General features: G+C 38.3%; 28 protein-coding genes and 3 riboswitches. Of the genes, 7 read left to right on the top strand and 21 right to left on the bottom strand.

Going from position 1 to position 24,479, the window contains the following annotated elements:
* Positions 1-186: 186 nt before the first annotated feature.
* Positions 187-287: riboswitch (SAM riboswitch) on the top strand.
* Positions 288-363: 76 nt separating this feature from the next.
* The 3 genes from BVF91_RS00740 to BVF91_RS00750 are packed head-to-tail and all read left to right on the top strand — an operon-like array spanning position 364 to position 2,910.
* The gene (locus tag BVF91_RS00740; protein ID WP_085111623.1) at positions 364-1,386 is read left to right on the top strand and encodes a methionine ABC transporter ATP-binding protein; all 1,023 of its coding nucleotides are present in this window, start codon (positions 364-366) and stop codon (positions 1,384-1,386) included.
* The gene (locus tag BVF91_RS00745) at positions 1,373-2,050 is read left to right on the top strand and encodes a methionine ABC transporter permease (protein ID WP_085111624.1); all 678 of its coding nucleotides are present in this window, start codon (positions 1,373-1,375) and stop codon (positions 2,048-2,050) included. The genes BVF91_RS00740 and BVF91_RS00745 overlap by 14 nt, the downstream gene beginning before the upstream one ends.
* Positions 2,051-2,064: 14 nt before the next feature.
* Positions 2,065-2,910, top strand: a complete 846-nt coding sequence (locus tag BVF91_RS00750) for a MetQ/NlpA family ABC transporter substrate-binding protein (protein ID WP_085111625.1) — start codon at positions 2,065-2,067, stop codon at positions 2,908-2,910.
* A 33-nt stretch (positions 2,911-2,943) separates the two neighbouring features.
* On the opposite strand, the gene spoVB is transcribed toward BVF91_RS00750, so the two are convergent.
* From spoVB to BVF91_RS13240, 18 genes are all read right to left on the bottom strand, one after another.
* Complete coding sequence (spoVB, locus tag BVF91_RS00755) at positions 2,944-4,503, bottom strand: stage V sporulation protein B (protein WP_085111626.1); 1,560 nt, start codon at positions 4,501-4,503, stop codon at positions 2,944-2,946.
* A gap of 50 nt (positions 4,504-4,553) precedes the next feature.
* Complete coding sequence (locus BVF91_RS00760) at positions 4,554-4,994, bottom strand: S-ribosylhomocysteine lyase (RefSeq protein WP_085111627.1); 441 nt, start codon at positions 4,992-4,994, stop codon at positions 4,554-4,556.
* A gap of 142 nt (positions 4,995-5,136) precedes the next feature.
* Positions 5,137-5,322, bottom strand: a complete 186-nt coding sequence (locus BVF91_RS00765; RefSeq protein ID WP_240495749.1) for a hypothetical protein — start codon at positions 5,320-5,322, stop codon at positions 5,137-5,139.
* Between the two features lie 236 nt (positions 5,323-5,558).
* Positions 5,559-6,794: a M20 metallopeptidase family protein gene (locus BVF91_RS00770; protein ID WP_085111629.1), complete on the bottom strand. Its 1,236-nt coding sequence runs from the start codon at positions 6,792-6,794 to the stop codon at positions 5,559-5,561.
* A 22-nt stretch (positions 6,795-6,816) separates the two neighbouring features.
* Complete coding sequence (murI, locus tag BVF91_RS00775; RefSeq protein ID WP_085111630.1) at positions 6,817-7,608, bottom strand: glutamate racemase; 792 nt, start codon at positions 7,606-7,608, stop codon at positions 6,817-6,819.
* A 108-nt stretch (positions 7,609-7,716) separates the two neighbouring features.
* Positions 7,717-8,967: a phosphoribosylamine--glycine ligase gene (purD, locus tag BVF91_RS00780; protein WP_085111631.1), complete on the bottom strand. Its 1,251-nt coding sequence runs from the start codon at positions 8,965-8,967 to the stop codon at positions 7,717-7,719.
* Between the two features lie 31 nt (positions 8,968-8,998).
* Entirely contained in the window at positions 8,999-10,525 is a 1,527-nt protein-coding gene (gene purH / locus BVF91_RS00785) for a bifunctional phosphoribosylaminoimidazolecarboxamide formyltransferase/IMP cyclohydrolase (protein ID WP_085111632.1), read from the bottom strand.
* An 11-nt stretch (positions 10,526-10,536) separates the two neighbouring features.
* Positions 10,537-11,145 (bottom strand): phosphoribosylglycinamide formyltransferase, encoded by a 609-nt coding sequence (gene purN, locus BVF91_RS00790; RefSeq protein ID WP_085111633.1) that lies wholly within the window; start codon positions 11,143-11,145, stop codon positions 10,537-10,539.
* Positions 11,142-12,152 (bottom strand): phosphoribosylformylglycinamidine cyclo-ligase, encoded by a 1,011-nt coding sequence (purM, locus tag BVF91_RS00795; RefSeq protein ID WP_085111634.1) that lies wholly within the window; start codon positions 12,150-12,152, stop codon positions 11,142-11,144. Before purM ends, purN begins: the two co-directional genes overlap by 4 nt.
* 16 nt (positions 12,153-12,168) lie before the next feature.
* A complete protein-coding gene (purF, locus tag BVF91_RS00800; protein ID WP_085111635.1) occupies positions 12,169-13,566 on the bottom strand; it encodes an amidophosphoribosyltransferase in 1,398 nt (465 codons plus the stop codon).
* A gap of 9 nt (positions 13,567-13,575) precedes the next feature.
* On the bottom strand, positions 13,576-14,283 hold the full coding sequence (purC, locus tag BVF91_RS00805; protein ID WP_045413006.1) for a phosphoribosylaminoimidazolesuccinocarboxamide synthase: 708 nt from the start codon (positions 14,281-14,283) through the stop codon (positions 13,576-13,578).
* On the bottom strand, positions 14,283-14,774 hold the full coding sequence (gene purE / locus BVF91_RS00810; protein WP_085111636.1) for a 5-(carboxyamino)imidazole ribonucleotide mutase: 492 nt from the start codon (positions 14,772-14,774) through the stop codon (positions 14,283-14,285). Before purE ends, purC begins: the two co-directional genes overlap by 1 nt.
* 79 nt (positions 14,775-14,853) lie before the next feature.
* Positions 14,854-16,302, bottom strand: coding sequence for an NCS2 family permease (locus BVF91_RS00815; protein WP_045413002.1), 1,449 nt, complete (start codon positions 16,300-16,302; stop codon positions 14,854-14,856).
* Positions 16,303-16,492: 190 nt separating this feature from the next.
* A riboswitch (purine riboswitch) is annotated at positions 16,493-16,594 on the bottom strand.
* A 144-nt stretch (positions 16,595-16,738) separates the two neighbouring features.
* Positions 16,739-17,044, bottom strand: a complete 306-nt coding sequence (locus tag BVF91_RS00820) for a type II toxin-antitoxin system RelE/ParE family toxin (RefSeq protein ID WP_045413001.1) — start codon at positions 17,042-17,044, stop codon at positions 16,739-16,741.
* On the bottom strand, positions 17,037-17,324 hold the full coding sequence (locus tag BVF91_RS00825) for a type II toxin-antitoxin system Phd/YefM family antitoxin (protein WP_085111637.1): 288 nt from the start codon (positions 17,322-17,324) through the stop codon (positions 17,037-17,039). The genes BVF91_RS00820 and BVF91_RS00825 overlap by 8 nt, the downstream gene beginning before the upstream one ends.
* A 136-nt stretch (positions 17,325-17,460) precedes the next feature.
* On the bottom strand, positions 17,461-17,595 hold the full coding sequence (locus BVF91_RS13555; RefSeq protein ID WP_269318783.1) for a hypothetical protein: 135 nt from the start codon (positions 17,593-17,595) through the stop codon (positions 17,461-17,463).
* Positions 17,592-17,774 (bottom strand): hypothetical protein, encoded by a 183-nt coding sequence (locus BVF91_RS00830; RefSeq protein WP_045412996.1) that lies wholly within the window; start codon positions 17,772-17,774, stop codon positions 17,592-17,594. The genes BVF91_RS13555 and BVF91_RS00830 overlap by 4 nt, the downstream gene beginning before the upstream one ends.
* A 183-nt stretch (positions 17,775-17,957) precedes the next feature.
* Positions 17,958-18,122 (bottom strand): hypothetical protein, encoded by a 165-nt coding sequence (locus tag BVF91_RS13240; protein ID WP_156097272.1) that lies wholly within the window; start codon positions 18,120-18,122, stop codon positions 17,958-17,960.
* 276 nt (positions 18,123-18,398) lie between these two features.
* Between BVF91_RS13240 and BVF91_RS00835 the strand changes: the two genes are divergently transcribed.
* The 3 genes from BVF91_RS00835 to BVF91_RS00845 are packed head-to-tail and all read left to right on the top strand — an operon-like array spanning position 18,399 to position 19,575.
* Positions 18,399-18,614 (top strand): helix-turn-helix domain-containing protein, encoded by a 216-nt coding sequence (locus tag BVF91_RS00835; protein WP_045414007.1) that lies wholly within the window; start codon positions 18,399-18,401, stop codon positions 18,612-18,614.
* Positions 18,615-18,631: 17 nt separating this feature from the next.
* Positions 18,632-18,829 carry an FmdB family zinc ribbon protein gene (locus BVF91_RS00840; RefSeq protein ID WP_085111638.1) on the top strand — a complete coding sequence of 66 codons (198 nt, stop codon included), beginning with the start codon at positions 18,632-18,634 and terminating at the stop codon, positions 18,827-18,829.
* Complete coding sequence (locus BVF91_RS00845) at positions 18,826-19,575, top strand: Fic family protein (protein WP_045413273.1); 750 nt, start codon at positions 18,826-18,828, stop codon at positions 19,573-19,575. Before BVF91_RS00840 ends, BVF91_RS00845 begins: the two co-directional genes overlap by 4 nt.
* Before the next feature lie 309 nt (positions 19,576-19,884).
* Here the strand turns inward: BVF91_RS00845 and BVF91_RS13100 are convergent, their stop codons facing one another.
* Entirely contained in the window at positions 19,885-20,556 is a 672-nt protein-coding gene (locus BVF91_RS13100) for a hypothetical protein (protein WP_143588953.1), read from the bottom strand.
* An 88-nt stretch (positions 20,557-20,644) separates the two neighbouring features.
* Here BVF91_RS13100 and BVF91_RS00855 point away from each other — a divergent pair, with 88 nt between their 5' ends.
* Positions 20,645-21,283, top strand: coding sequence for a hypothetical protein (locus tag BVF91_RS00855; RefSeq protein WP_143588954.1), 639 nt, complete (start codon positions 20,645-20,647; stop codon positions 21,281-21,283).
* On the opposite strand, the gene guaA is transcribed toward BVF91_RS00855, so the two are convergent.
* On the bottom strand, positions 21,264-22,802 hold the full coding sequence (guaA, locus tag BVF91_RS00860) for a glutamine-hydrolyzing GMP synthase (RefSeq protein ID WP_045413284.1): 1,539 nt from the start codon (positions 22,800-22,802) through the stop codon (positions 21,264-21,266). The genes BVF91_RS00855 and guaA overlap by 20 nt on opposite strands.
* A 12-nt stretch (positions 22,803-22,814) precedes the next feature.
* Positions 22,815-24,269 (bottom strand): IMP dehydrogenase, encoded by a 1,455-nt coding sequence (gene guaB / locus BVF91_RS00865; protein WP_085111641.1) that lies wholly within the window; start codon positions 24,267-24,269, stop codon positions 22,815-22,817.
* A gap of 83 nt (positions 24,270-24,352) precedes the next feature.
* Positions 24,353-24,450, bottom strand: a riboswitch (purine riboswitch).
* Positions 24,451-24,479 lie beyond the last annotated feature (29 nt).

The following is a 24,479-nucleotide window of genomic DNA, read 5'->3' on the forward strand; positions in this document are numbered from 1 at the left end:
ATTATTAATAAGTTAACTTATCTTTCATCTTAATTATAATCAATTTATTGATTAAATCAACACAAACTTGTGAATACACTGTCAGATTTATTATGACAAAAATTTAATATTGTCGCATGAAAATTTTGCTTGACTTTTCAACATCCATCCTATATAATCATTTTAACAACTAAAAACGAAATTATTCTCTTATCTAGAGAGGTGGAGGGACTGGCCCGATGAAACCCGGCAACCGGCACGTATGTGCAATGGTGCCAATTCCTGCAGCGATTGCTGAGAGATGAGAGAGGACGAAACCTCTTTCATTGGAGGTTTTTTTTATTGCTTTTTTAAACTACATTTGTGAAAAGAAGGTGAAATGATTTGATCGAAATAAAAAACTTAAGCAAAGTTTACAACACAAACGGAAAAGAGGTAATAGCTTTAAAAGACATCAACTTAACTATACGTGATGGTGAAATTTACGGCATAATGGGTCTAAGCGGTGCCGGGAAATCATCATTGATAAGATGCATCAACATGTTGGAAAAACCTACATCTGGCAGCATACTTATAAACGGCGTAGAAATGACAAAGTTAAATTCAAAAGAACTGAGAAATATGAGAAAAAAGATTGGCATGATATTTCAGCATTTCAATCTTTTGATGAACTCTACAGTGTATGAGAACATAGCATTTCCTCTTAAGATCTCGAAAGTCAGCGATTCTGTCATAAAAAAACGCGTTGATGAATTGCTGGATGTAGTAGATTTAAAAGACAAAAAGTACGCATACCCTTCGCAGCTATCTGGTGGGCAAAAACAGAGGGTAGGCATTGCAAGAGCTTTAGCAAACAATCCAGACATAATTCTATCTGATGAGGCCACATCCGCTTTAGATCCTACTACGACAGAATCCATCTTAAATCTTTTAAAGGACATAAACAAACAATACGGAATTACAATCGTGGTAATAACGCACGAAATGTCTGTCATAAGAAATCTGTGCGACAAAGTGGCAGTTTTGGAAGACGGAATGATTATCGAGGAAGGAAATGTAATAGACATTTTTTCAAATCCTTCAACAGAAACATCTAAGAGATTTTTAAAAGATATGATAGCTGAACTTCCGCCAGACATATTGCTTGATGACGAAAATCCAAATGAGGAAATCTTGAGATTATCGTTTTTTGGCAGCAGCAGCAACCAGCCTGTCATATCCCACATGATAAAGAATTTCGATGTTGAAGTGAATATCATTTCCGGAAATATCGAAAGAGTGCAAAACTCACAAATAGGAAATCTCTTAATAAAAATAAGCGGTGAACAGAATTCCATAAAAAATGCTATAAAATTTTTAGAAAACAATGGTCTTAGAATAGAGGTGCTTAAAAATGGTATCATCTAACACATTGCAGTATCTGTTAAACTTGTGGCAGCTTATGGAAGAACCTCTTTGGGAATCTTTGTACATGGTGTTTTTCTCAACACTTTTCTCAGTAATAATAGGACTGCCTCTAGGCATAATACTTGTCATAACCGACCAAGGTCATATAAAGGAAAATCTAAAGTTAAATCAGGTATTAGGTACTGTGATCAATGTCATGAGGTCAGTGCCGTTCATAATCCTCATAATCGCAATCTTCCCATTGGCAAGGCTTATTGTTGGCACAACTATAGGACCTACCGCTGCTATTGTACCACTGTCCATTGCTGCAGCCCCATTTGTAGCAAGAGTTGTAGAATCATCTCTTAAAGAAGTAGACTGGGGCGTCATTGAAGCATCTATATCTGTTGGCGCTTCAATACCACAGATAATATTCAAAGTCATGATTCCAGAATCATTGCCATCACTTATATTGGGAATAACTCTTACAGTGATAAATATTTTAGGGTATTCTGCTATGGCAGGTGCTATTGGAGGAGGTGGTCTTGGAGATCTGGCTATAAGATATGGCTACCAAAGGTTTCAGACAGATGTGCTTATTGCCACAATCATAGTCTTAATAATCTTTGTAGAAATCGTGCAAAGAATAGGAAACTATCTTGCAAAAAAAGTTGATAAAAGATGAAAGGATGGTATGTAATGAAAAAATCATTTTTATTTCTCACTCTCATATTGACATTTGCATTTATCTTATCAGGATGCACAAAATCCAACAACACAGCCGCTACATCCAACGCAAATTCAAACACAGATACCTCTACTAAAATGACGAAGATAGTCGTTGGTGCAACGCCAAACCCCCATGCAGAAATACTTAATGTAGTAAAGCCTATTCTTGCAAAAGAAGGCGTAGATCTTGAAATAAAAGAATTTACCGACTATGTGACGCCAAATACTGCACTTGTCGACAAGCAAATCGACGCAAATTTCTTCCAACACGTTCCATACCTTGAGGACTTCGAAAAGAAAAACAATGTAAAATTGGTGCCATTAGTCAAAGTGCATGTAGAACCGATGGGGGCATATTCAAAAAAGATCAAGTCAAAAGATGAATTAAAAGACGGTGCAACAGTGGCTGTTCCAAACGATGCTACAAATGAAGGAAGAGCGCTGCTTCTACTGCAAAAAGAAGGGTTAATTAAGTTAAAAGACCCAAATGGCCTTACACAAACCCCGAGAGACATCGTGGATAATCCAAAGCATTTAAAGATTGTAGAGCTTGAAGCACCTCAGCTTCCAAGGACGCTTCAAGATGTGGATTTGGCCATTATAAACACTAATTTTGCATTAGAGGCAAACTTAAACCCTTTAAAGGATGCAATTTTTATGGAAGACAAAAATTCTCCTTATGCTAATGTGTTAGTCGTAAGGGAAGACAATCAAAACGACCCAGCAATACAAAAGTTGGCAAAAGCCTTAAATTCTGATGAAGTCAAGAAATTTATCGAAGACAAGTACAAAGGCGCTATAGTTCCAGCTTTTTAACATGAGAAAAAACCCGTTTAAAGCGGGTTTTTATTATTTATTCCTGGAAAATATCAATCTATTCAAATCTTCTAAATATGGAAGCTTTACAAGTTGACATGATGCAATGTATACTAAAAATCCTGATAATACTGTAATAGACATTGTAATCCATTCGTTCGCAATTATTGCAGTCAAATTAAAATAAATGATCGTGTCATAAATGCCCATCATAAGTGCAGCTATAAGCGGTTTTAAGAACCAATTGTTAAAATCAATTTCTAAGTTAGTAAGCTTAATCAATGCTTTAAAATTTAAAAAAAAGACAAAAGCATCGGCGAATATGAAACCGTAAATGTACCCAAAAAGCCTTAAACTTGGTATAGGCACTAATAGATACATGGCAATTACAGAAATTGTAGTCCAGATGACAGAATTTCTCAAAACCAAGTTTTGCATCCCAAGCCCATTCAATATGCTTGTGACTATAGACTCCAGGTATGCAAAAATGCTTCCTGCAGCTATTACCTTAACTAACAAACCTACTCCTGGACTTTTAGGGTAAAGCAATGAAGCTATTTCATCAGGCAACATCAAAAACAATACGGCTGCTGGTATGCCTATCATAGTAGTATATCCTATGGCTTGATTTATCCTCTGCCTTACTGCATCCCATCTTTTTAAAGATGCCGCTTCTGATACTGCAGGAAGCACTGTAACTGACAAGCTCATTGTTATAACTGCAGGCATATATGCAAGTGGATAAGCCATTCCAGACAGCTTTCCAAACTCAGATATAGCTTCTTTGTGTGAAAGTCCTGATTTGACAAGCTTTGAAGGTATGATGAGAGATTCAAACAAGTCCAAGATGTTTACAATCATCCTTGAAATAGTAATAGGAAAAGACGTCTTTACTATTGTCTTTGCAATATCTGCCTTACTCCATATAGTACCTTCATTTGGCATTTCCTCATTTATGTATTTTAATTCGCGCCTGTAGTAAAATATGTACATGATAAAACTTGTTACTTCTCCTATGGCTATTCCAAATACGGCTATTGCTGCAGCATACTCCAGCTTCATTCCTGTAAATACGCTGAATAGATACAACGTCAAAAAAACTCTCACTATCTGTTCAACAATCTCAGACACCGATGCAGGAACCATGTTAATTAAACCTTGGAAAAAGCCTTTGAATATAGAAGACGATGAAACTACAATCAGTACAGGTGAAAAAATCAATATTGATAGATACGCTCGTGGCTCATGAAGCAAGTTGTTTGATATGTACTTGGCATTAAAGAATATTATAGATGAAATTGCTATGCCCATTATAATTACGATAAAAAATGAAACTTCCATTATGCTGAAAATATTTCTTTTGTTATTTTTGGCTCTTTCCTCAGATACAAAACGAGATGTAACAGCCGTAATTCCTGATGTTATAAATGTTATTGATACAAAGTAGATTGGCAGTGCTATTTGATATATTCCAGTTCCCTCAGAACCCAGCAGATTAGAAAGGATGATTCTGAAGACAAAGCCAATAGCCCTGTCTACAACATTTGCTATAGTCAAAATAAAAGCACCGCGAACAAAAGATCTATTGCGCATACACGACACCTCACAATAGTTTATTCGCGGCACATAATATATATTACCTTCTAAAGTTTTTCCAAAACAGCCTTTGCGTACTCCTTCGCGGTAAAAAGAGAATGATCTCTATAGTTACCGCACTGAATCTCATTTGTAGCAGGTACATCTTCTTCTTTTGTCGTTAAAACTCTTTCTAAGACTTTTCTCAATGCATCTTTTATTTCATCAATTGATGTGTCTCCAAACTTTGTAAGGTAAAATCCAGTCCTGCACCCCATAGGAGAAATATCTATTATGTCATCGAAATAATCTCTAAAGTAAGTAGCAAATAAATGCTCTAACGTGTGAATCCCACCTGTAGGTATTGAATCTACATTGGGCTGTGTCAACCTTATATCGTACTTTGTTACGACATCACCGTTAGGTCCAACCAGAGTACCTGATTTTCTCACGTACGGTGCTTTTACCGTTCTATGATCTAATTTAAAGCTTTCAACTTTTATCTCCATAACATCACCTCATCAATTGTTGATACATTATATTTTATCATTTTTCTTTACATTTACCAACATTAAGCCTATGGATTTAAGGCAGAAAATAAAAATATCCGGCATAGCCGGAGGTCATGTTTAAATGGGAGGAATCTTTTATCTATCTTAACTTGTAACTATAAGCTAATTCACTGAAATCTTCATTCCTAATCACTGTATCAACCGTATCTTTGTAGCCAAACTCACTTCTTAAAAATTCTTCGTACTCAGTGTTATCTTTCTCTATCGCCGCGGGTACAAATATCATTATAAACGCCATCAATGTTATTATAAATAACATTTTCATCACCCACCCTTCAATACATATTATGCATCAATAATCTAATTTTGTCAAGATTTGCTTCACATAAATTATTTTTGCAAGATTTCCTGTATTTTTGCAAATATATAAACCTATTCTCAAGATTATACATCAGTATGGCTATATATGGCAAAAAATCATGCATAAATATGTATCAAAGGCATTTCTGATTTCCAATTTATTTTTATATATTACAAAAAAATTTTAATAAAATGCTAATTTTATAGAGAATCACTGTAATTAAGCATATTTTTAAGCATCCTCTTTTGCTTAACTGCATCTTTTGAATCATTTTTTAAATAATTTATGGCAGTCAATACATGGATAGCTATACCATAAGGAATGCAGTTTTCATCAACATCAAACATGTTGTTATGAATAGGCTTATCTATTCCCTTCTCCTTGTTTCCACACCCTAATTTATAAAAGCAGCCAGGAACTTTTTTCAAGTAGTATGCAAAGTCTTCGACACCAAGCGTCGGCAGTACACTTATCACATTGCTGTCACCTACGATTGATGCAGCACTTCTTTTCATTATGTCTATCATATTGCTATCGTTTATGAGGCACGGGTATCCTTCAACACGATTAAATTCGGCTTTGCCTCCCATCGCTTCTGCAGTATTTTTAGCTATGTCTTCAACCCTTTTTGTTATCTTATCTCGATTTTCCTCATTTAACATCCTTATTATGCCAGACATGCGCACTTTGCTGGCAATGACATTTCTGGCATAGCCGCCTTCAATACTGCCGATAGTTATGACAAGAGGCTCCAATGGGTTTGATTCTCTACTTACCACTGTTTGAATCATGTTGATTATATTTGCAGATATTGCTATAGGATCTACAGATTTGTGTGGCTCCGCTCCATGGCTGCTTTTGCCTATTACATTTATGTCAAACATATCCGATGACGCGTAAGCTTTTCCGAATGTGTAGCCAATTTGTCCAACATTGAGATCTGGATCCACATGTAAGCCTATTATAGCATCTACTTTTGGGTCATCAAAAGCACCTGCATCAAGCATAGGCTTAGCTCCTCCTGTCGTCTCCTCAGCAGGTTGAAAGATAAATTTCACATTGCCGTCAAGCTTATCTTTCATATTAGATATAAGCTTCGCTGCTCCAAGAGCAATTGCCGTATGCACATCGTGTCCACAGGCGTGCATTTTGCCAGGTACAGCCGAAGCATAAGGCAAGTCATTTTCTTCCTGTATCGGAAGTGCATCCATATCAGCTCTAATAGCTATGGTTTTCTGCCCATTGCCATAAATCGTCCCTACAATGCCGGTCTTTGCAATTGTCCTTGTTTCAATTCCCAAACTGCCAAGATACTTTTTTACAAGCTCAGACGTCTTTGTCTCTTCAAAACCCAGCTCTGGCTCTCTGTGTATTTTCCTCCTTATATCTACGATTTCCTCTTGAATCTTCATGGCTTCTTTTAAAATCTCATTCATGTTTCTCCCCTCTTTATCATTTTTAATATTTCTCTATGTCAACGTAGCTTATGTTCTCAATGTCTTCATTTAGTATTAGTTTAGCAACATCTGCAAATTTTTTCGCATCGCCGCTTACAAAGTAATGAGTTTTACCACCAGTTAAATTAAGCATATCATTTTCTTTTAAATAATTCATCACATCATGCGACAATCTAACAGCCGGATCAATTATCAGCACATCTTCTCTTACGGCATTTTTGATGGCATTTAAAAGTATCGGATAATGAGTACACCCTAAGACAAGTGTGTCGATTCCTTCATCGTTTAAATTTTTTAAATACTCTTTTGCCAATCTAAATGATTCGTCACTTTCCGATAGCCCTTTTTCTACCAATGGAACAAATCCCGGACAAGCTTTTTGAAAAACATCTATATTGCCATTTTTAAGCTTTATACTTCTTTCATAACTGACGCTTTCTACTGTCCTCGTCGTGGCGATGACACCAACTTTATTGTTCTTTGTAATGTCTGCAGCGCTTTCAGCTCCAGCCTCCAGCACACTAAAAAGATTCTCCTTATATTCATCTTTATCAATTGAGGCACACGTAGTATTGCAAGCAATCACTATTATCTTCGTATTTTTCTCATTCATAAAATTGATTATCTGCTTTGCATACATTTCTATTTCATCCTTAGGCTTATCGCCGTACGGCACTCTTTTTGTATCACCAAAATATATGTAATCCTCATTTGGCAATAGTTCCTTCAACTTCTTCAACACTGTAAGTCCGCCTACACCTGAGTCAAACACTCCTATCGGTCTTATATCCATTTCACCACATCCTATTTTGTTGATATTCTATTATATAATATCACAAAAAGTGTGGATTGATAACAATGATGCAAAAAACCCGCATGGCAAAACCATACGGGTTTACTTTCAAACGATGCCTATATCGCTTCTAAAATACATTCCTTCAAAGTGTATCTTCTTAAGCTCATCATAGGCCTTTTTTCTGGCTTCTTCGTAAGTGTTTCCCAGTGCTGTGACTTCCAAGACTCTCCCACCAGATGTTTTGTACTTACCGTCTTTTTTTGTAGTTCCTGCATGGTAGACAAAAACACCATCTGTATTTTCAACACCTGTTATATCATATCCTGTATCAAACTCACCAGGATAACCTTCTGACGCTGCTACTACGCAAACAGCTTTTTTATCTTCCCATTCTATTTTTACATCACTAAGCTTTTCATCGATTATAGCCTCTACTATGTCAATAAGATCTGTTTTCAAAAGCGGAAGGACAACCTGTGTCTCAGGATCTCCAAATCTTGCATTGAATTCTAAGACTTTTGGTCCATCTTCTGTGAGTATCAACCCAGCGTAAAGGACTCCTTTGTACACTATCCCCTCTTTTTTCAGCGAAGTTATGACTGGTTTTAATATTGTATCCACCACAACACTAAGCAGTTTATCATCAAAGTAAGGATTTGGAGCTATGTTGCCCATGCCTCCTGTGTTTGGCCCTTTATCCCCATCGTAAATTCTCTTGTAATCCATAGCAGATACCATCGGGACTATCGTCTTACCGTCAGTAAATGCCAACACAGAGACTTCTCTGCCGAAAAGCATCTCTTCTATTATCACTGTGTCGCCAGATGTTCCAAACCGTTTTTCCTTCATAAGTATGTCCAGAGCCTCTTTTGCACCTTTATAGCTGTATACTAAAAACACACCTTTGCCTTGTGCTAATCCATCTGCCTTTATGACCACAGGATACCATACATCCTTCAAAAAGTTTAATGCTGCATCGTATCTATCAAAAGCCTTAAATCTGGCAGTAGGAATGTTGTACTTATGAAGCAGTAGTTTTGTAAAGTATTTGCTGCCTTCTATAGCAGCAGCGTCCCTTTTCGGTCCGAAAATTCTAAGTCCGCTATCTTCAAATTCATCAACTATGCCTTTCATAAGTGGAACTTCAGGACCAACAATCGTCAAGTCCACGCTACTGTCAATAGCGAATTTCTTAAGCTTCTCTACATCAGATACATTTATATCGATACATTCCGCTGCGTCAGCAATACCGCCATTCCCGGGAGCACAATAAATCTTATCTACCTTTTTACTTTCCTTGATTTTTTTAACTATGGCATGCTCTCTGCCACCGCCGCCTATAACAAGAACATTCATATTCTCTCCTCCAAACAATCGGGGATTCTATTTAATGCTTAAAGTGCCTTATACCTGTAAATATCATTGAAATCCCGGCTTTATCTGCCGCATCGATGGATGCATTGTCATTTATAGATCCGCCAGGCTGGATAATAGATGTAATACCAGCTTTTGATGCTTCTTCCACAACATCAGGGAATGGGAAAAACGCATCTGAAGCCAGCACACTTCCCTTTGCCTTTTCACCTGCTTGTCTTATGGACTGCTCTGTCGGCCAAATTCGGTTCACCTGTCCAGCTCCAATTCCAACTGTCATCCCGTCTTTAGCCAAAACGATGGCATTTGATTTCACATGCTTTACGACTTTCCAAGCAAACCTTAAATCCTTAAGCTCACTTTCACTGGGGGCATTTTTTGTGACGACAGTCAGTTTATCGTCGTACAAATCGACTTCATCTTTTTCCTGAACTAATATTCCACCTTCTACCTTCTTTAAATCATACTCTTTTACGTATCCATCTAAAAGCTTGAGAATCCTGACGTTTTTCTTTTTCTCGAGAATCTCCAACGCTTCTTCCTCAAAATCAGGAGCTATTATTATCTCTAAAAATATTTTAGAAAGCTCTAAAGCCGTATTTGCATCTAAAGTGCGGTTAAATGCCACAATTCCGCCAAATATTGAAACAGGATCGCATTCGTAAGCTTTTTTAAACGCATCGTATATATTGTCTGCAACTGCAACGCCACATGGATTTGTATGCTTTACTGCCACTGCAGCAGGTTCATCAAATTCTTTTAACAGTTCAATCGCAGCATTTGCGTCGTTTATATTGTTGAAAGAAAGCTCTTTTCCGTGCAGCTTTACGCATTCAGATATTCCAAAAGGTTTCAATGAGTTTTTGTAAAATGCAGCTTTTTGATGCGGATTCTCGCCATATCTCATGTCCTGCGATTTCTCAAAGGAAAAAGTTATTGTATCAGGAAACTCTACACCATTTTTATCTAAAAGATAATTGTATATAAGTGAATCGTATGAGGCAGTATGTCCAAATGCTTTCATAGCGAGATAGAATCTTGTTTCTTCCTTCGTATTTCCGTATTCTTTTATTTCTTCAACGACTTTGTCGTAGTCATCAGGGTCAACTAAGACTGTCACGTATTTGTAGTTTTTCGCTGCAGCTCTAATCATGGACGGTCCACCGATGTCTATATTCTCTATTGCATCTTCCAGCGTAACATCATCTTTCAGTATCGTCTCCTTAAAAGGATACAAATTTACTGCTACTATGTCGATAGGCTTTATACCATTTTCCTCCAACTGCCTTCTATGGTTTTCATCGTCTCTTATGGCTAAAAGTCCGCCGTGTATCTTAGGATGCAATGTCTTCACTCTGCCGTCTAAGATCTCAGGAAATCCTGTGACATCCGAGACCTTTAAAGCGTTTATGCCCATATCTTTTAACAGCTTGTAAGTACCGCCAGTCGATAATATCTCATAGCCCATCTCATCTAACTTTTTTGCAAAGTCCGCGATTCCATCTTTTTTAGATACACTTATCAATGCTCTCTTTGACATCATCATACCTCCTATTTTATATAAACCTTTCTTCCTTCAACTTTAAGCCTTCCCTCAGTAAACAGCTTTACAGCATAAGGCAGCAATCTGTGCTCCAGCTTTAAAACTTTAGATGCTACTGTCTCAGGTGTATCATCATCTTCAACTTTTACCACATCTTGCATTATGATAGGACCCGTATCTGCGCCTGAATCAACAAAATGTACTGTGCAGCCAGTGTATTTCACACCGTAATCAACGACAGCTTTGTGGACATTTATGCCATAGTACCCTTTGCCGCAAAACGATGGTATTAAAGATGGATGTATGTTTATTATCCTATTGTGATATTTATTTACGATTTCCTCATTCAATATCGTTATAAAACCTGCCAAAATTATTCCATCTGGATTTATCTCATTGACAACATTGGCAAGTTCTTCATAAAATTTCTCCTTTAGCTTCTTCTTTGGAATGCAGTAAGCAGGTATATTGTTCATTTCGGCTCTTTTTAAAGCGTATGCCCCTTCTTTATCGCTAATAAGTGCCACAATTTCAGCGTTGATATATCCGCTTTTTATGCCATCTATGATAGACTGAAAGTCAGTACCATTTCCCGACGCCATAACCAATAATCTCATATCAATACCTCTTTTTCACCATTTACAATTTCTCCTATTATAAATGGTTTCTCGCCTGCAGCTTTTAGCCGATTTATTGCATCATTGCACTGATGGTTTGGAACAATAATGATCATCCCGATCCCCATGTTAAACGTCCTATACATTTCCATGTCGTCAATTTTTCCAATGTCTTTTATCAATTTGAATATATGAGGAACATCCCATGACTTTTTGTCTATCTTAGCAGAGACACCATCCTTAAGCGTCCTCGGTATATTGTCTATAAACCCTCCACCTGTTATGTGAGCCATTCCTTTAATGCTTATGCCTTTTAAAGATTTAAAAGCCTTCACATATATTCTGGTAGGCTTTAAAATAATCTCCCCTAACGATAGTCCATATTCTTCTACATAATCATCAGTGCTCATTTTGCCTACATCAAACAAGACTTTTCTCACCAATGAATACCCATTGGAGTGTATACCTGATGATGCAAGTCCTATTATTGCATCGCCGACTTCAATATTTCTGCCATCGATTATCTCGTCCTTTTCAACAGCACCTACAGCAAAACCAGCAAGATCAAATTCGCCTTCATTGTACATGCCTGGAAGCTCTGCTGTCTCCCCTCCTATCAATGCACATTCCGCTTCACTGCATCCCGCTGCAATGCCTTTTATCACTTCAATGCCTACATCGCTTTGCAACTTCCCAGTAGCAAAGTAGTCGAGGAAAAATAAAGGTTTTGCACCACTGACGATTACATCATTGACACACATGGCAACCAAGTCTATACCTATAGTATCATACTTTTTCATCATAAAAGCAATCTTTAGTTTTGTCCCGACGCCATCTGTGCCTGAAACCAAAACAGGATTCTTATAATCTGTCAGTTGATAAAGAGCTCCAAAGCCGCCTATTCCATTTAAAACACCGCTTTTCATAGTGGCTTTTGCAATAGGCTTTATCATTTCTACAAATTTGTTTCCCTCATCTATATTTACACCAGCATCTTTGTAGTCCATGGCATCCTCCTTGAGTTTACTTTTTTTCGAAAAGGTATTTGCTGCCTTCTTTTGGGACTTCCATAGGATACTTTCCATCAAAACATGCTGCACAGATGCTTTCTAAGCCCACACTTTCTCTTAAGCCTTCTAAGCTTAAAAAACTTAAGCTGTCTGCTCCAATGTAATCCCTTATATCTTTCACTTCCATGTATGAACCTACCAGTTCCTTTTTAGTAGGAGTATCTATTCCAAAATAACATGAATACTTGACAGGTGGAGAACTTATCCTTACGTGTACTTCTTTTGCACCGCCTTTTTTCAAAAGCGAAACAAGCCTTTTCATAGTAGTGCCTCGTACAATAGAATCGTCAATCAATACGATTCTTTTATCCCTCACCAGCTCTTTTAAGACATTTAATTTGACTCGTACACCGATTTCTCTGTCTTTCTGCTTTGGACAGATAAAAGTTCGCCCTATATACTTATTTTTGATAAGACCCTCTCCTATTGGAATACCTGATTGAAAAGAGTACCCTCGTGAAGCCGGCACTCCAGAATCAGGAACAGGTACCACCAAATCGGCATCTACACTGCTTTCCATGGCTAATCTCTTTCCCATTTCGTACCTTGCCTTATAGACACTAACTCCTTCTAAGACGCTGTCAGGCCTTGAAAAGTATATATACTCAAAAACACATGGCATCTTTTTTTCAAAAGTATCAACTTTCACAGAGTTTAAACCATTTTTATCTATTATAACTATCTCTCCAGGCTCTACATCTCTAATAAGCTCTGCTCCAATCACATCCAGTGCGCACGATTCAGATGATAGATAGTAATTTCCATCCTTCACGCCTATGCAAAGTGGTCTGATGCCATTTTTATCTCTTATTCCAATTAGCTTGTCTTCCATCAATATGACCAATGCGTACGAGCCTTTAATCTTTTCTATCGTCTTTACGAGAGATTCCACCAGTCCGTTGCGATAATACTTAGCTATCAGGTGAAGTATGATCTCACTGTCAGATGTTGTCTGAAGAATCCTGCCCTCATCTTCCAGCTCTTTTCTAAGCTCTAATGCGTTTATCAAATTGCCGTTATGCGCCAAAGCCATATATCCACTGCTAAAATTCGCAACGAATGGCTGTGCATTGCAGGCATCGCTGTTTCCAGTAGTCGAATATCTTACATGACCTATCCCCACATTTCCTTCAAGGTCATCTATGTTTTCCTTAGAAAACACTTCTAATAAAAGCCCCATGCCTTTTATGCAGTTTACATATGAACCTTTTAGCACAGCAATTCCTGCGCTTTCCTGACCGCGATGTTGCAGTGCTTGAAGTCCATAGTATATATGGTGATGTATTGGGCTATTTAAGCTAAATGCTCCAAATACTCCACATTCTTCTTTTAACTTTACAGTTTCAATCATAATTTTACCTCACTGTTTTTCAAGTCGATTCAATACTTCCACATAAGCTCCTTCTACATTCCCGAGATCTCTTCTAAACCTGTCTTTGTCCAGTTTTTCCTTCGTTACACTGTCCCAAAATCTGCACGTATCCGGTGAAATCTCATCAGCCAAAACTATACCATCTTTAGATTTGCCAAATTCCAATTTAAAGTCTACTAAAATGATGTTTTTTGATGTGAAAAATTTTGAAAGTATATCATTGATCTTAAAAGAATATTCTTTTATAGTCTCCACTTCTTCCTTTGTGGCTAATTCCATCGCTTCTATGTGGTACTCATTTATGAAAGGATCTCCAAGTTCATCGTTCTTGTAGCAGAATTCTAAAACCGTCCTTTTAAGTTTTGTTCCTTCTTCTATCCCCAATCTCTTTGATATGCTTCCTGCTGCATAATTCCTTATTAAAACTTCAATAGGATAGATTTCTACGCTTTTAACAAGCATTTCTCTGTCACTAAGTTTTTTCACAAAATGTGTTGGAATGCCTTCTTTTTCAAGTAGCTCAAACAAAATCGCAGATATTTCATTGTTTAACACACCTTTATTTTGAATAGTGCCTTTTTTTATACCGTTAAATGCTGTAGCATCATCTTTGTACTCAATAATGTAATAATCCTCATCTGTAGTCTTATAGACCCTTTTTGCTTTACCTTCGTACAACATGTTTAACTTTTCCATTATAAAATCTCCCCCTGTAATTTTTTATCTTTTTCAATAACTTCCTCTGCCAAATTCTTTTTGTACTCAACGATTTTTTCCATGATCTCAGGATACTTTACTCCAAGTATCTCTACTGCCAACAATGCCGCATTGTACGCTCCGTCTATGGCAACAGTGGCAACTGGTATCCCCTGAGGCATTTGAACAGTAGACAAAAGCGAATCCAAACCATCTAATGTAGATGATTTTACAGGAACTCCAATGACAGGAAGCGGCGTCATAGATGCCATGACACCAGCTAAATGAGCTGCTTTTCCTGCTGCAGCTATTATGACTTCGCATCCTTTATAAACCGCATTTTTTGCAAAATCGTGCGCCACATCTGGTGTCCTATGGGCCGAAATGACCCTTACGTCGTAGTCAATTCCAAACTGCTTAAAGACATCTAATGCTTTTTTCATCAATGGAAAGTCTGAATCACTTCCCATGACAACTGCAACTTTCGCCATAACGTTAGACTCCTCCTCTATATTTGTTTTATTTGCAAAATGCAGAAAGGAAATTCTTCCTTTCTGCATTTTAACTGCTTTACCCCATAAAGAATGCAAATCTTAACAAGAACAAAAGTCCAATTATATACATTAATGGATGAACTTCTTTAGCTTTACCAACAACTATCTTCGTGATTGGATAGAAGATAAATCCTGCAGCTATGCCGTTTGATATGCTGTAAGTAAATGGCATAAAAGCAATTGTCATAAAGGCAGGAAATGCTTCACTAAAATCTTCAAAATTAACCTTCGTCACAGAGCCTATCATCAATGCCCCAACGATAATGAGAGCAGGAGCTGTGGCTTGAGATGGCACTATTCCTATTATTGGCGCAAAGAACAATGACACCAAGAAAAGAATTGCAACTACAGTAGATGTCAAACCAGTCTTGCCACCCTCACTTATGCCTGACGCACTTTCAACATAAGTAGTTATAGTGCTTGTACCCAAAAAAGAACCTAACGTTGTGCCTATAGCATCTGCAAATAAAGCTCTTTCAAATTTCGTCTTGAAACCGCCATTTGATTTTTCAAAATCATCTTCTTTAAAAATCCCTGTCTTTGTACCTGTGCCAATCAATGTTCCTATTGCGTCAAACATATCAGCCAAGCTAAACGCCAGTATTACAGTTATAAGACCTGTAAGTATCGAAATGATATTTCCATCAGTGCCAGGCTTTAATAATCCAGCAAAATCCAACTTCATAAATGTTGGTGCCAAGCTTGGAGGCATCTGCACAATCGTCTTAAGATTAGAAATGTTCGTTATTCCCATCGGTATACCTATAATCGTCGTTGCAATTATGCCTATCAGTATAGCGCCTTTAACGCCTCTGCTCATAAGTATGGCAATTATTGCAATTCCGATTACAGTAAGTATTACGCCAGGATCCTTGAAATTTCCTAAAGTTATAAGAGTATCACTGCTTTTCGTTACAATACCGCCATTTTCCATACCTATGATTGCAATGAAAAGCCCGATTCCTGCACCAATAGCGCTTCTCAATGACTGCGGTATCGCCTTTATTATAAGTATCCTTAATTTAGTAGCAGTAATAACGATGTTTATTATACCGCTTATAAGTGCAAGTGATAGCGCAGCTTGCCAAGAATAGTGCAATGTCAATACAACATAAAACGTAAAAAATGCGTTCATGCCCATTCCCGCTGATAGAGCAAATGGAACATTTGCAAACAACCCCATGACTAAAGTAGCAGCTACAGACGATAATATAGTAGCGACAAAAACAGCGCCTATTACAGGGTCATTTGCTATAGACAAACCTGCTTTTACTGCTTGAGTGCCTAAAAGACCTTTCGCATTCATGCCAGCCTGCATAAGTATTGACGGATTTACAAAGATGATGTAAGCCATCGTGATGAAAGTCGTAATACCAGCGATGACCTCTGTCTTTACCGACGTGCCATTTTCTTTAAGCTTAAAGAAATTGTCAAGAAAGCCTCTCTTTTCGTTGTTTTTTACCATTATAATCCTCCTTATGATTGAAATAAAAACGAATTTTAAAAATAAATAAGCCCGAAAGGATAGATTCCAACACATAGAGTGAAACCTATCCTCCCGGGCTTTTATCCCACAGGTGTGGCAATACAATGCCTGTACCGCTCGGTCCGAACGCCTTTACTGTTTTCTACACATTGACAATAAGGCTGGAACCCTCAGGTACACTTTCACTCATAGTCAGACAATTTACGGTTGTCTGGTAGAGACTTCTGAGCCGTATTCTCAGAATTATATGAGCTATTATTTACTTGTCCTGATACAATTATAATATCAAGTTTTTCAATTCAAGTCAATAATTTTACGAATATTTTTTTGATATTTTTAAAAAATGTTCGTGTTGCTCTCGCCCTGTGTTTAGATCTTTTTCATAAAGCTCATCTATTCCGCAGTGTCAATCATATTACTTTATGATCTTTGTTAAATTCATTTTAGCATATATAACCCTGTGAATCTCAACAACATCTTCTTTAACTACATAAAATACCAAATAGTTTTTTACAGGTAATATTCTATATTCATTTTTAAGAGATTTTTCAGGTTGATACACCCTGCATGAATACGGAAACTGTGCAAGCCTTGATATAGATGTATCCAATTCATTAATTAGATCCATTGCTGCATTTGGTGCCTTTAATTCATCTGCAACATAAGATACAATATTTGATAAATCTCTACTTGCCAAAGGCAAGTATCTAATATCATGCATTGTCAGATTCCATTCTATCAGAAATTTTCGCTCTTAATTCTTCAAAAATTTCTTTATGGGAATATCTCTTATCAGTTGTTTGGGCTTCCAGTTCCGCTTCCTTCAGCTTAAAGTAAATTTCACTTTCAAACAGTTTTCGTTCATAAGCTTCCATGCTCATTACAACCATATCTCCATAACCATTCTTGGTTAAAAAGACTGGCTCCCCAGTTTCATGGACGACTCTTGATATATCTGCAAAATTATTTCTCAAATCTGATACTGGTCTAATATATGGCATACAATCATCACCCCTTTATTAGTTTAGCATAATTTTATCATAATTATGCTAAACTATCAACAGAGCTTAAATCTTATTCCCACTCTATTATTAAAGTTTTATTCGTCGTTATTCCTATTGTTTTCTGTTATTTCTATTATTCATAAGCGATCTGCTGCTTGCCTTCCGTCTCGCTTATGGCTGGATGGAATGTATAAACGGTTTCGATTGCTTCATATTCTGCATCCGTGAAATCTCGCTTTGAAAGACGCTTAAACTCCTGCTTTGTCATTTCGTAACCTCCCTTTTTAATTCTACAATTAAACTGGCTACATTTGTTTGCCAGGTTATTGTGTTGTAGTATTTTGAAAAAATATTTGGTTTTCTGTTCTTAATTTCATCTAACAAAAGCGCTTCTTCAGTCCTATCCCAGCATGTCTCAAGTCTCTGAATAATTTCAACATCTGTCATTTGTCGAATGTGTTCTCTAAATATGCTTTGAATGTCGTCTCCCTTAACTTATTCCTCCATTTGTTATTAATTGAATTATGGGAGCGGGTCTGGTATAATCATAGTACAGGCCCGCTCCGGTTGGTCTGCGCGAAGCTCTTTACATCAAAGCTTTTAGTCGGGTGCTGATGTAAGGGGCTTTTCTTATGACACCGTGAAGCGGCGAGTTTCTATTTCCTTCGTGTATTGCTTATATAACTCGGCATGTGTTGCCTTAAATGCTGCTGTATCAAAGCGGCTGCTTTTTACAACCTTCCAACGGATCTTGAAAACATCAACAACCATTTCATCAACTCCTCTGGCGCTCATCTAAGCTTTAATCGCATCCTGAATACTATTTATCTCTGCCTGAAGCTCTTCTGCCATTGTCTGAAGTTCTTTAAGTTCTCTAACTTTGCTTAGTAATTCATTTGTGCTCATGTAATCACTCTCTTTAATTATTTCTGTTTATAATATAAACGATATTGTTTATGGTGCCAATGACCAATTTAACGATTCTCAATAAAATAGAAATATTATCGTTGATTTATTAAATATATTCGTTTATAATGAGAATATCGAAAGGAGAGGGAAAGGAGTGGTTATATGTCAGTATCTGAACAGCTGAAAATTCTATGCGTAAAGCTTGGAATAAGTGTCTCCGAACTTGGAAGGATGTCTGGGAAAAGTCCACAGGCCTTTAATCAAAAGATGAAGCGAGAAACTTTCACTGTCGATGAGTTAAAAAAAATAGCCGAAGCTGCCGGATGTAAATACGAGAGTTCTTTTATACTGCCATCTGGCGAGAAAGTCACATACTAAAAAAGGGAGGTATTAAATTGCTCAATAATGGCATATACAAGTGCATAGCCTGTGGTAAACGCTTCACTGTAACCATATCAAACGCAGGATATCCCGGTGGGAAAGAACGAGAAAGCATAAATTGTCCGTGGTGTGGTGCTGAAAATGGCAGCGAAGTAACAAGCGGAATTATTACCACGCAAAAAGTGGTTACGGAGGGTGGTGTTAATCAATGACTATATATGAAAAAATCGACCGCTACAAGCTGGCCATTGATGAAAAACGTCCCTTTGAAGGCCATTTGCTTCATGAAATTAAAAACTACTATCGCATAGGCCTTACATGGTCCAGTAATGCTCTTGAAGGAAATACTCTCACTTTAAGTGAAACAAAGATCCTCCTGGAAGATGGATTGACTGTCGGAGGAAAGCCTCTTCGAGATACATTCGAAGCCCTGGGACACGCAAAGGCTTATGATTTCATGTTTACATTGCTTAATAGTTATCAAATAACCGAAGAAGACGCCCTTACAATGCACCGAATGTTCTATACAGGTATTGATGCCGAGGAAGCAGGAAAATACCGCGATCGCCCGGTCTTTATAACCGGCTCAAAATATGAAGTATGCCCAGTAGAACGGATAGAAGGGGAAATGAAAAAACTGTTCCAATGGGCATGCTCCGAGCGTAATAAATACCATCCGGTTCAATTTGCCGCCCAGCTGCATAAACGGTTTGTATTTATTCACCCTTTCATAGATGGAAACGGGAGAGTAGCTCGGTTGCTTATGAATACAGCGCTTATTCAAGATGGTTATATGTTGGCCATAATTCCACCGGTCTTACGTCATGAGTATATTAGCTTACTGGAGCAGGCTCATGAAGATGATCAACCTTTTATGGACTTTATTGCCGAACGCGTTTTGGAGTCTGAAAAGGAGATTATGAGATTACTGCATATTCCTTTTCCTAATCAGTCATAAAATAAAATAAGAGCGGCATCTAATCCTTAAGATTCCGCTCAAAATATACCCAGTGGTAATATTTAAGCCATTCCGCTTTTATATAAAAAAGAGAGCCTATACCGTGATAAAGTCCTGGAGGCTCTCTTTGTGTTTCTGGTGTAGTTTTATTGTATGACATGGAAGGGCTATGGCCGTTAATATTCATTTGGAAAGAGGATTGTCGTCGCAGATCTGTCCCATTCGGTAATAATCCAGATCTTCCCCTTGCTGGTCTCATATGCTTCCAGTATTCGTTCGCCTGTCTTAACTGCCAGATCATTCAGCTCCTTATCCACTTGGGAAAGGGCTTATGTCGTCGGTCATTTCACGGATATAGGCTTTCAATATGGCCACCACTTTGTTTTCGTCAGTGTTATCTCCGCTGCCTTCGATCGTGAATTTAGGCTCTGCCTTGACTCCCACTTTGATGGTTATGTTTTGACTGGCTTTTCCGGTTGCAGAAGCTACCGGGATTTCATCCGGTTCCTCGCCTACTATTCCGCCGTCTTCATAGGCCCTAACTCCGAGGAGTTCACCGGTCCGCTGCCATAAGTCAAGGCCTCTTTGTCTCTTGCTTGGGCTTAATGGAATAAGGCTTTCAGCTCCGTCCTCGGCCACGATGCCCATATGCGGTTTTGTCATTATACCGCCCCATGCATGTTCTTGTATAGAGCTGCCTTTTCCGGCTTTGTATCCCGCACCGAAGGAGCTTTTTACCTTATCCCAAAGGCCACCGAAAAAGCTCGGGATTGTGTCGGTAAAGAAGCTCTTAATGCTTACCCATACGTTCATTGCCAGTGTTGGCAAAGTCTGCGTGAAAAATCCGCTTATCGAGCTCCACAAGTTTCTGAAAAAGCCAGGGATTGTCTGCGTAAAGAATGGGACTATATTGTTTTCCCATACGCTGGTCGCCCAGGATGGTAGCGTTGAAGTGAAGAATGTTGTTATACCGGTCCACAATCCTCCGAAGAAATTCGGGATATCCTGTGTAAAGAATGGCACGATGTTGTTATTCCAGGTATCTGTCGCCCATGTCGGAAGGGTAGAAGTGAAGAATGTCGATATGCTGCTCCATATCCCTCCGAAGAAGTTTGGAATGTCTTCTGTGAAAAATGGTACTATGTGGCCATTCCATACATTAGAGGCCCAGGTTGGTAATGTTGAAGTAAAGAATGTTGAAATCCCATTCCATAAATCTGAAAAGAACCTCGGCACATCCTCTGTGAAAAAGACCTCCGCTTTTCCTACGGCATATCCTACCGCATACGGTACGGTCTCGGTGAAGAAATCGCCGACGCTATTCCAGAGCTCACCCTATTTCTCCGGTATAGTTTCTGTGAAGAAAGCCGATGTTTTTTTGGTTAATCCATTCCACCATGTTGGTATGCTGTTGGTGAAAAAGTTTCCTACTCCTCCTCAGAATTTATTCCATCCCTTTGGAAGTGTATCGGTGAAAAAGTTACCGATAGCATCTCCGATATTTTCCAACCATCACCCTTTATCGGTTGCGTCTGACAAGGCTTTACCTGCTTTGTCTCCGGTTAAGAGAGCCGCTGCGCCGCCTATTCCGGCACCAATTAAGGCACCAATTCCGACCATTCCTGCTTTAGTTCCTGCGGTTACATACTCATCTTTAGCAGCTTTGCTATTGCCTGCCTTGCTTGCTTTTATTCCCACTCGATTGTAGCCGGTGGTTTCGATGTAATGTCATACAAGACTCTGTTTACACCGTATACTTCATTTACAATGCTTGTAGATATGTCTTCGAGAATGTCGTATGGCATCTTCACCCAGTCTGCCGTCATTCCATCGTTGCTTTCTACAATCCTTAAGATTATCGGGTATGCATACGTCCTGTCATCACCCATGATACCGACGCTTTTTATATCTGGCAATACAGCAAAAGACTGCCATACATTGTTGTACCAGCCGTATTTTTTCATCTCTCTTAACACTATGCTGTCGGCTTCTCTCAATATGTTTAATTTTTCTTCTGTCACTTCCCCGAGTATCCTGACTGCTAAACCTGGCCCTGGGAAAGGCTGCCTATTTAAAATCTCATCAGGCATACCCAGTTCTCTTCCAACCTGTCTTACCTCATCTTTAAAAAGCATCCTTAATGGCTCAATGAGCTCAAATCCTACATTTTCAGGCAATCCGCCTACATTGTGATGGCTTTTTATTGTTGAAGCGACAGGGCTTCCACTCTCAATTACATCCGGATAAAGGGTGCCTTGCACTAAATATTTCACATCTCCTATTTTCTTTGCTTCTTCCTTAAACACCTCTATAAACTCGTTTCCTATTATCTTTCTCTTTTCTTCAGGATCCTTGACTCCCTTTAGCTTCTCTAAAAATCTATCCTTTGCATCTACTTTTATTATCTCCATATCAAAATTGGTTTTAAAAGTGTCGACTACCTTCTCAGCCTCGTTTTTCCTGAGAAGGCCGTTATCTACAAAAATACATATTAGCTGGTCGTGTATTGCTCTATTTACCAAAACTGCGGCAACAGATGAATCAACACCACCGCTTAGCGCACAGACAACCTTGTCATTTCCGACTTTTTGTCTTATTTCTTTTACAGTCTGCTCTATAAGTGAATCCATTGTCCAATCTGCAGAGCAATCACATACTTCAAACAAGAAATTCCTGATTATCTCAGTACCTCTCGGAGTATGTACTACTTCTGGATGGAATTGTACGGCGTACTGCTTTCCTTCAACGTTGGCGATTGCTGCAATAGGGCAATTTGCTGTCGATGCAACGACTTTAAAATTTTTAGGAGGTAATTCTATTTGATCCGTGTGACTCATCCAACAACTTGTCTCTTTTTCAATCCCTTTAAACAAAGGAATGTTGTTGTTTATCACAACATCTGTTTTCCCATACTCTCTTACAGGTGCTTCCGCAACCTTGCCGCCTTGTATCATCGTCATAAGCTGTGCACCGTAACAAATGCCGAGTATAGGATATTTTAGCTTAAATATACCTTCATCGCACATTGGCGCATTTTCTGTATAGACGCTGGCAGGTCCTCCTGACAGCACCAAACCCTTAGGCTGTCTTTTATCAACTTCTTCTGGCTTTATATTGTACGGAACAATTTCGCAAAACACATTTGCTTCCCTTATTCTCCTTGCAATAAGCTGCGTATATTGGCCGCCAAAATCAAGTATCAATATGACTTCTCTATTAATCCCCATCAAAATCCTCCTTTATTTAATACTATAATTTGGAGCTTCCTTCGTAATAATTATATCATGTGGATGGCTTTCAGTTAATCCCGCATTCGTTATTTTTATAAATTTTGTCTTCGTCCTGAGCTCCTCAATATTGTGGACACCGCAGTAGCCCATTCCAGCCCTTAAGCCTCCGATCATCTGGTAAACAGTATCCTTCAAAGGTCCCTTGTAAGGCACTCTACCTTCTACACCTTCAGGAACAAGTTTTTTCATGCCTTCCTGGAAATATCGATCAGAGCTTCCGCTCTTCATTGCTGATATTGAGCCCATTCCTCTGTATACTTTATAGCTTCTTCCTTGGTATATTTCTACTTCACCAGGGCTTTCCTCGGTCCCTGCAAAAAGACTTCCAATCATCACTGTAGATGCACCAGCAGCAATCGCTTTGACGATGTCTCCACTATACTTTATGCCGCCATCTGCGATTACAGGTATACCATATTTATCGGCTTCCTCCGCACAATCATAAATTGCTGTAATCTGAGGAACTCCGATTCCTGCTACGACTCTCGTTGTGCAAATTGAACCAGGCCCAATGCCAACTTTAACGCAATCAGCACCTCTTTCTATTAAATCTCTTGTAGCCTCTGCAGTCGCCACATTTCCAGCAATAATCTGAAGATCAGGAAATCTATTCTTTATCTTTTCCACCGTATTTAAGACACCGACAGAATGTCCATGAGCCGTGTCAACCACCACAACATCTACATTGGCATCTACCAGAGCTTGAACTCTTTCCATGACATCCGCAGAAACACCTACAGCAGCACCAACAAGCAATCTTCCTCTCGAATCTTTTGCAGAATTAGGATATTCTACAGCCTTTTCAATATCCTTAATGGTAATCAATCCTTTTAAATTGTTGTCATCATCCACAAGAGGCAACTTCTCTATCTTATGCTTTTTAAGTATTTCCCGAGCCTCATCTATAGTAGTCCCAACAGGTGCAGTGACTAAATTCTCTTTTGTCATGACTTCTTTAATCGGCCTGTCTAAATTGCTTTCAAATCTTATGTCTCTGTTGGTGATTATCCCCACAAGTTTACTGCCGACTGTTATAGGCACTCCCGATATTCTGTATCTTTCCATAAGCTCTACAGCGTCTTGTATCTTGTGATCTGGCGTCAAATAGAAAGGATTTGTGATAACACCGTGTTCCGACCTTTTAACTCTATCTACCTCTAAAGCCTGTCTTTCTATGGACATATTTTTGTGTATTATGCCAATTCCTCCTTCTCTTGCTATGGCAATGGCAAGGGAAGATTCCGTCACAGTATCCATTCCTGCGCTGATCAATGGTATATTTAACATTATACTATTTGTAAGGCGTGTTTTAGTGTCAACCTCCTTCGGCAGCACATCAGATTTTGCCGGTATAAGCAGTACATCGTCAAACGTCAGTCCTTCTTTAACAAATTTATCAACCATTTTTATCCCCTTCCTCTAAAATTTATTATGCCTTAGTTTATAATAAAAATGCCCGAACAGAGAATTTCGTTCAGGCAAAAAAGAGTACAACAATAACTCCCCATAGTAAAGAGTTACGGCTCTTTGTAGATACTCCAGTGCCTATTCACCAGATTATATGCGGATAAGATTTTATTATTAAATTACTAAACAATATAACAAATTTAGATG

It is taken from the genome of Thermoanaerobacterium sp. PSU-2 (assembly GCF_002102475.1).
Taxonomy (GTDB): Bacteria; Bacillota; Thermoanaerobacteria; order Thermoanaerobacterales; family Thermoanaerobacteraceae; genus Thermoanaerobacterium.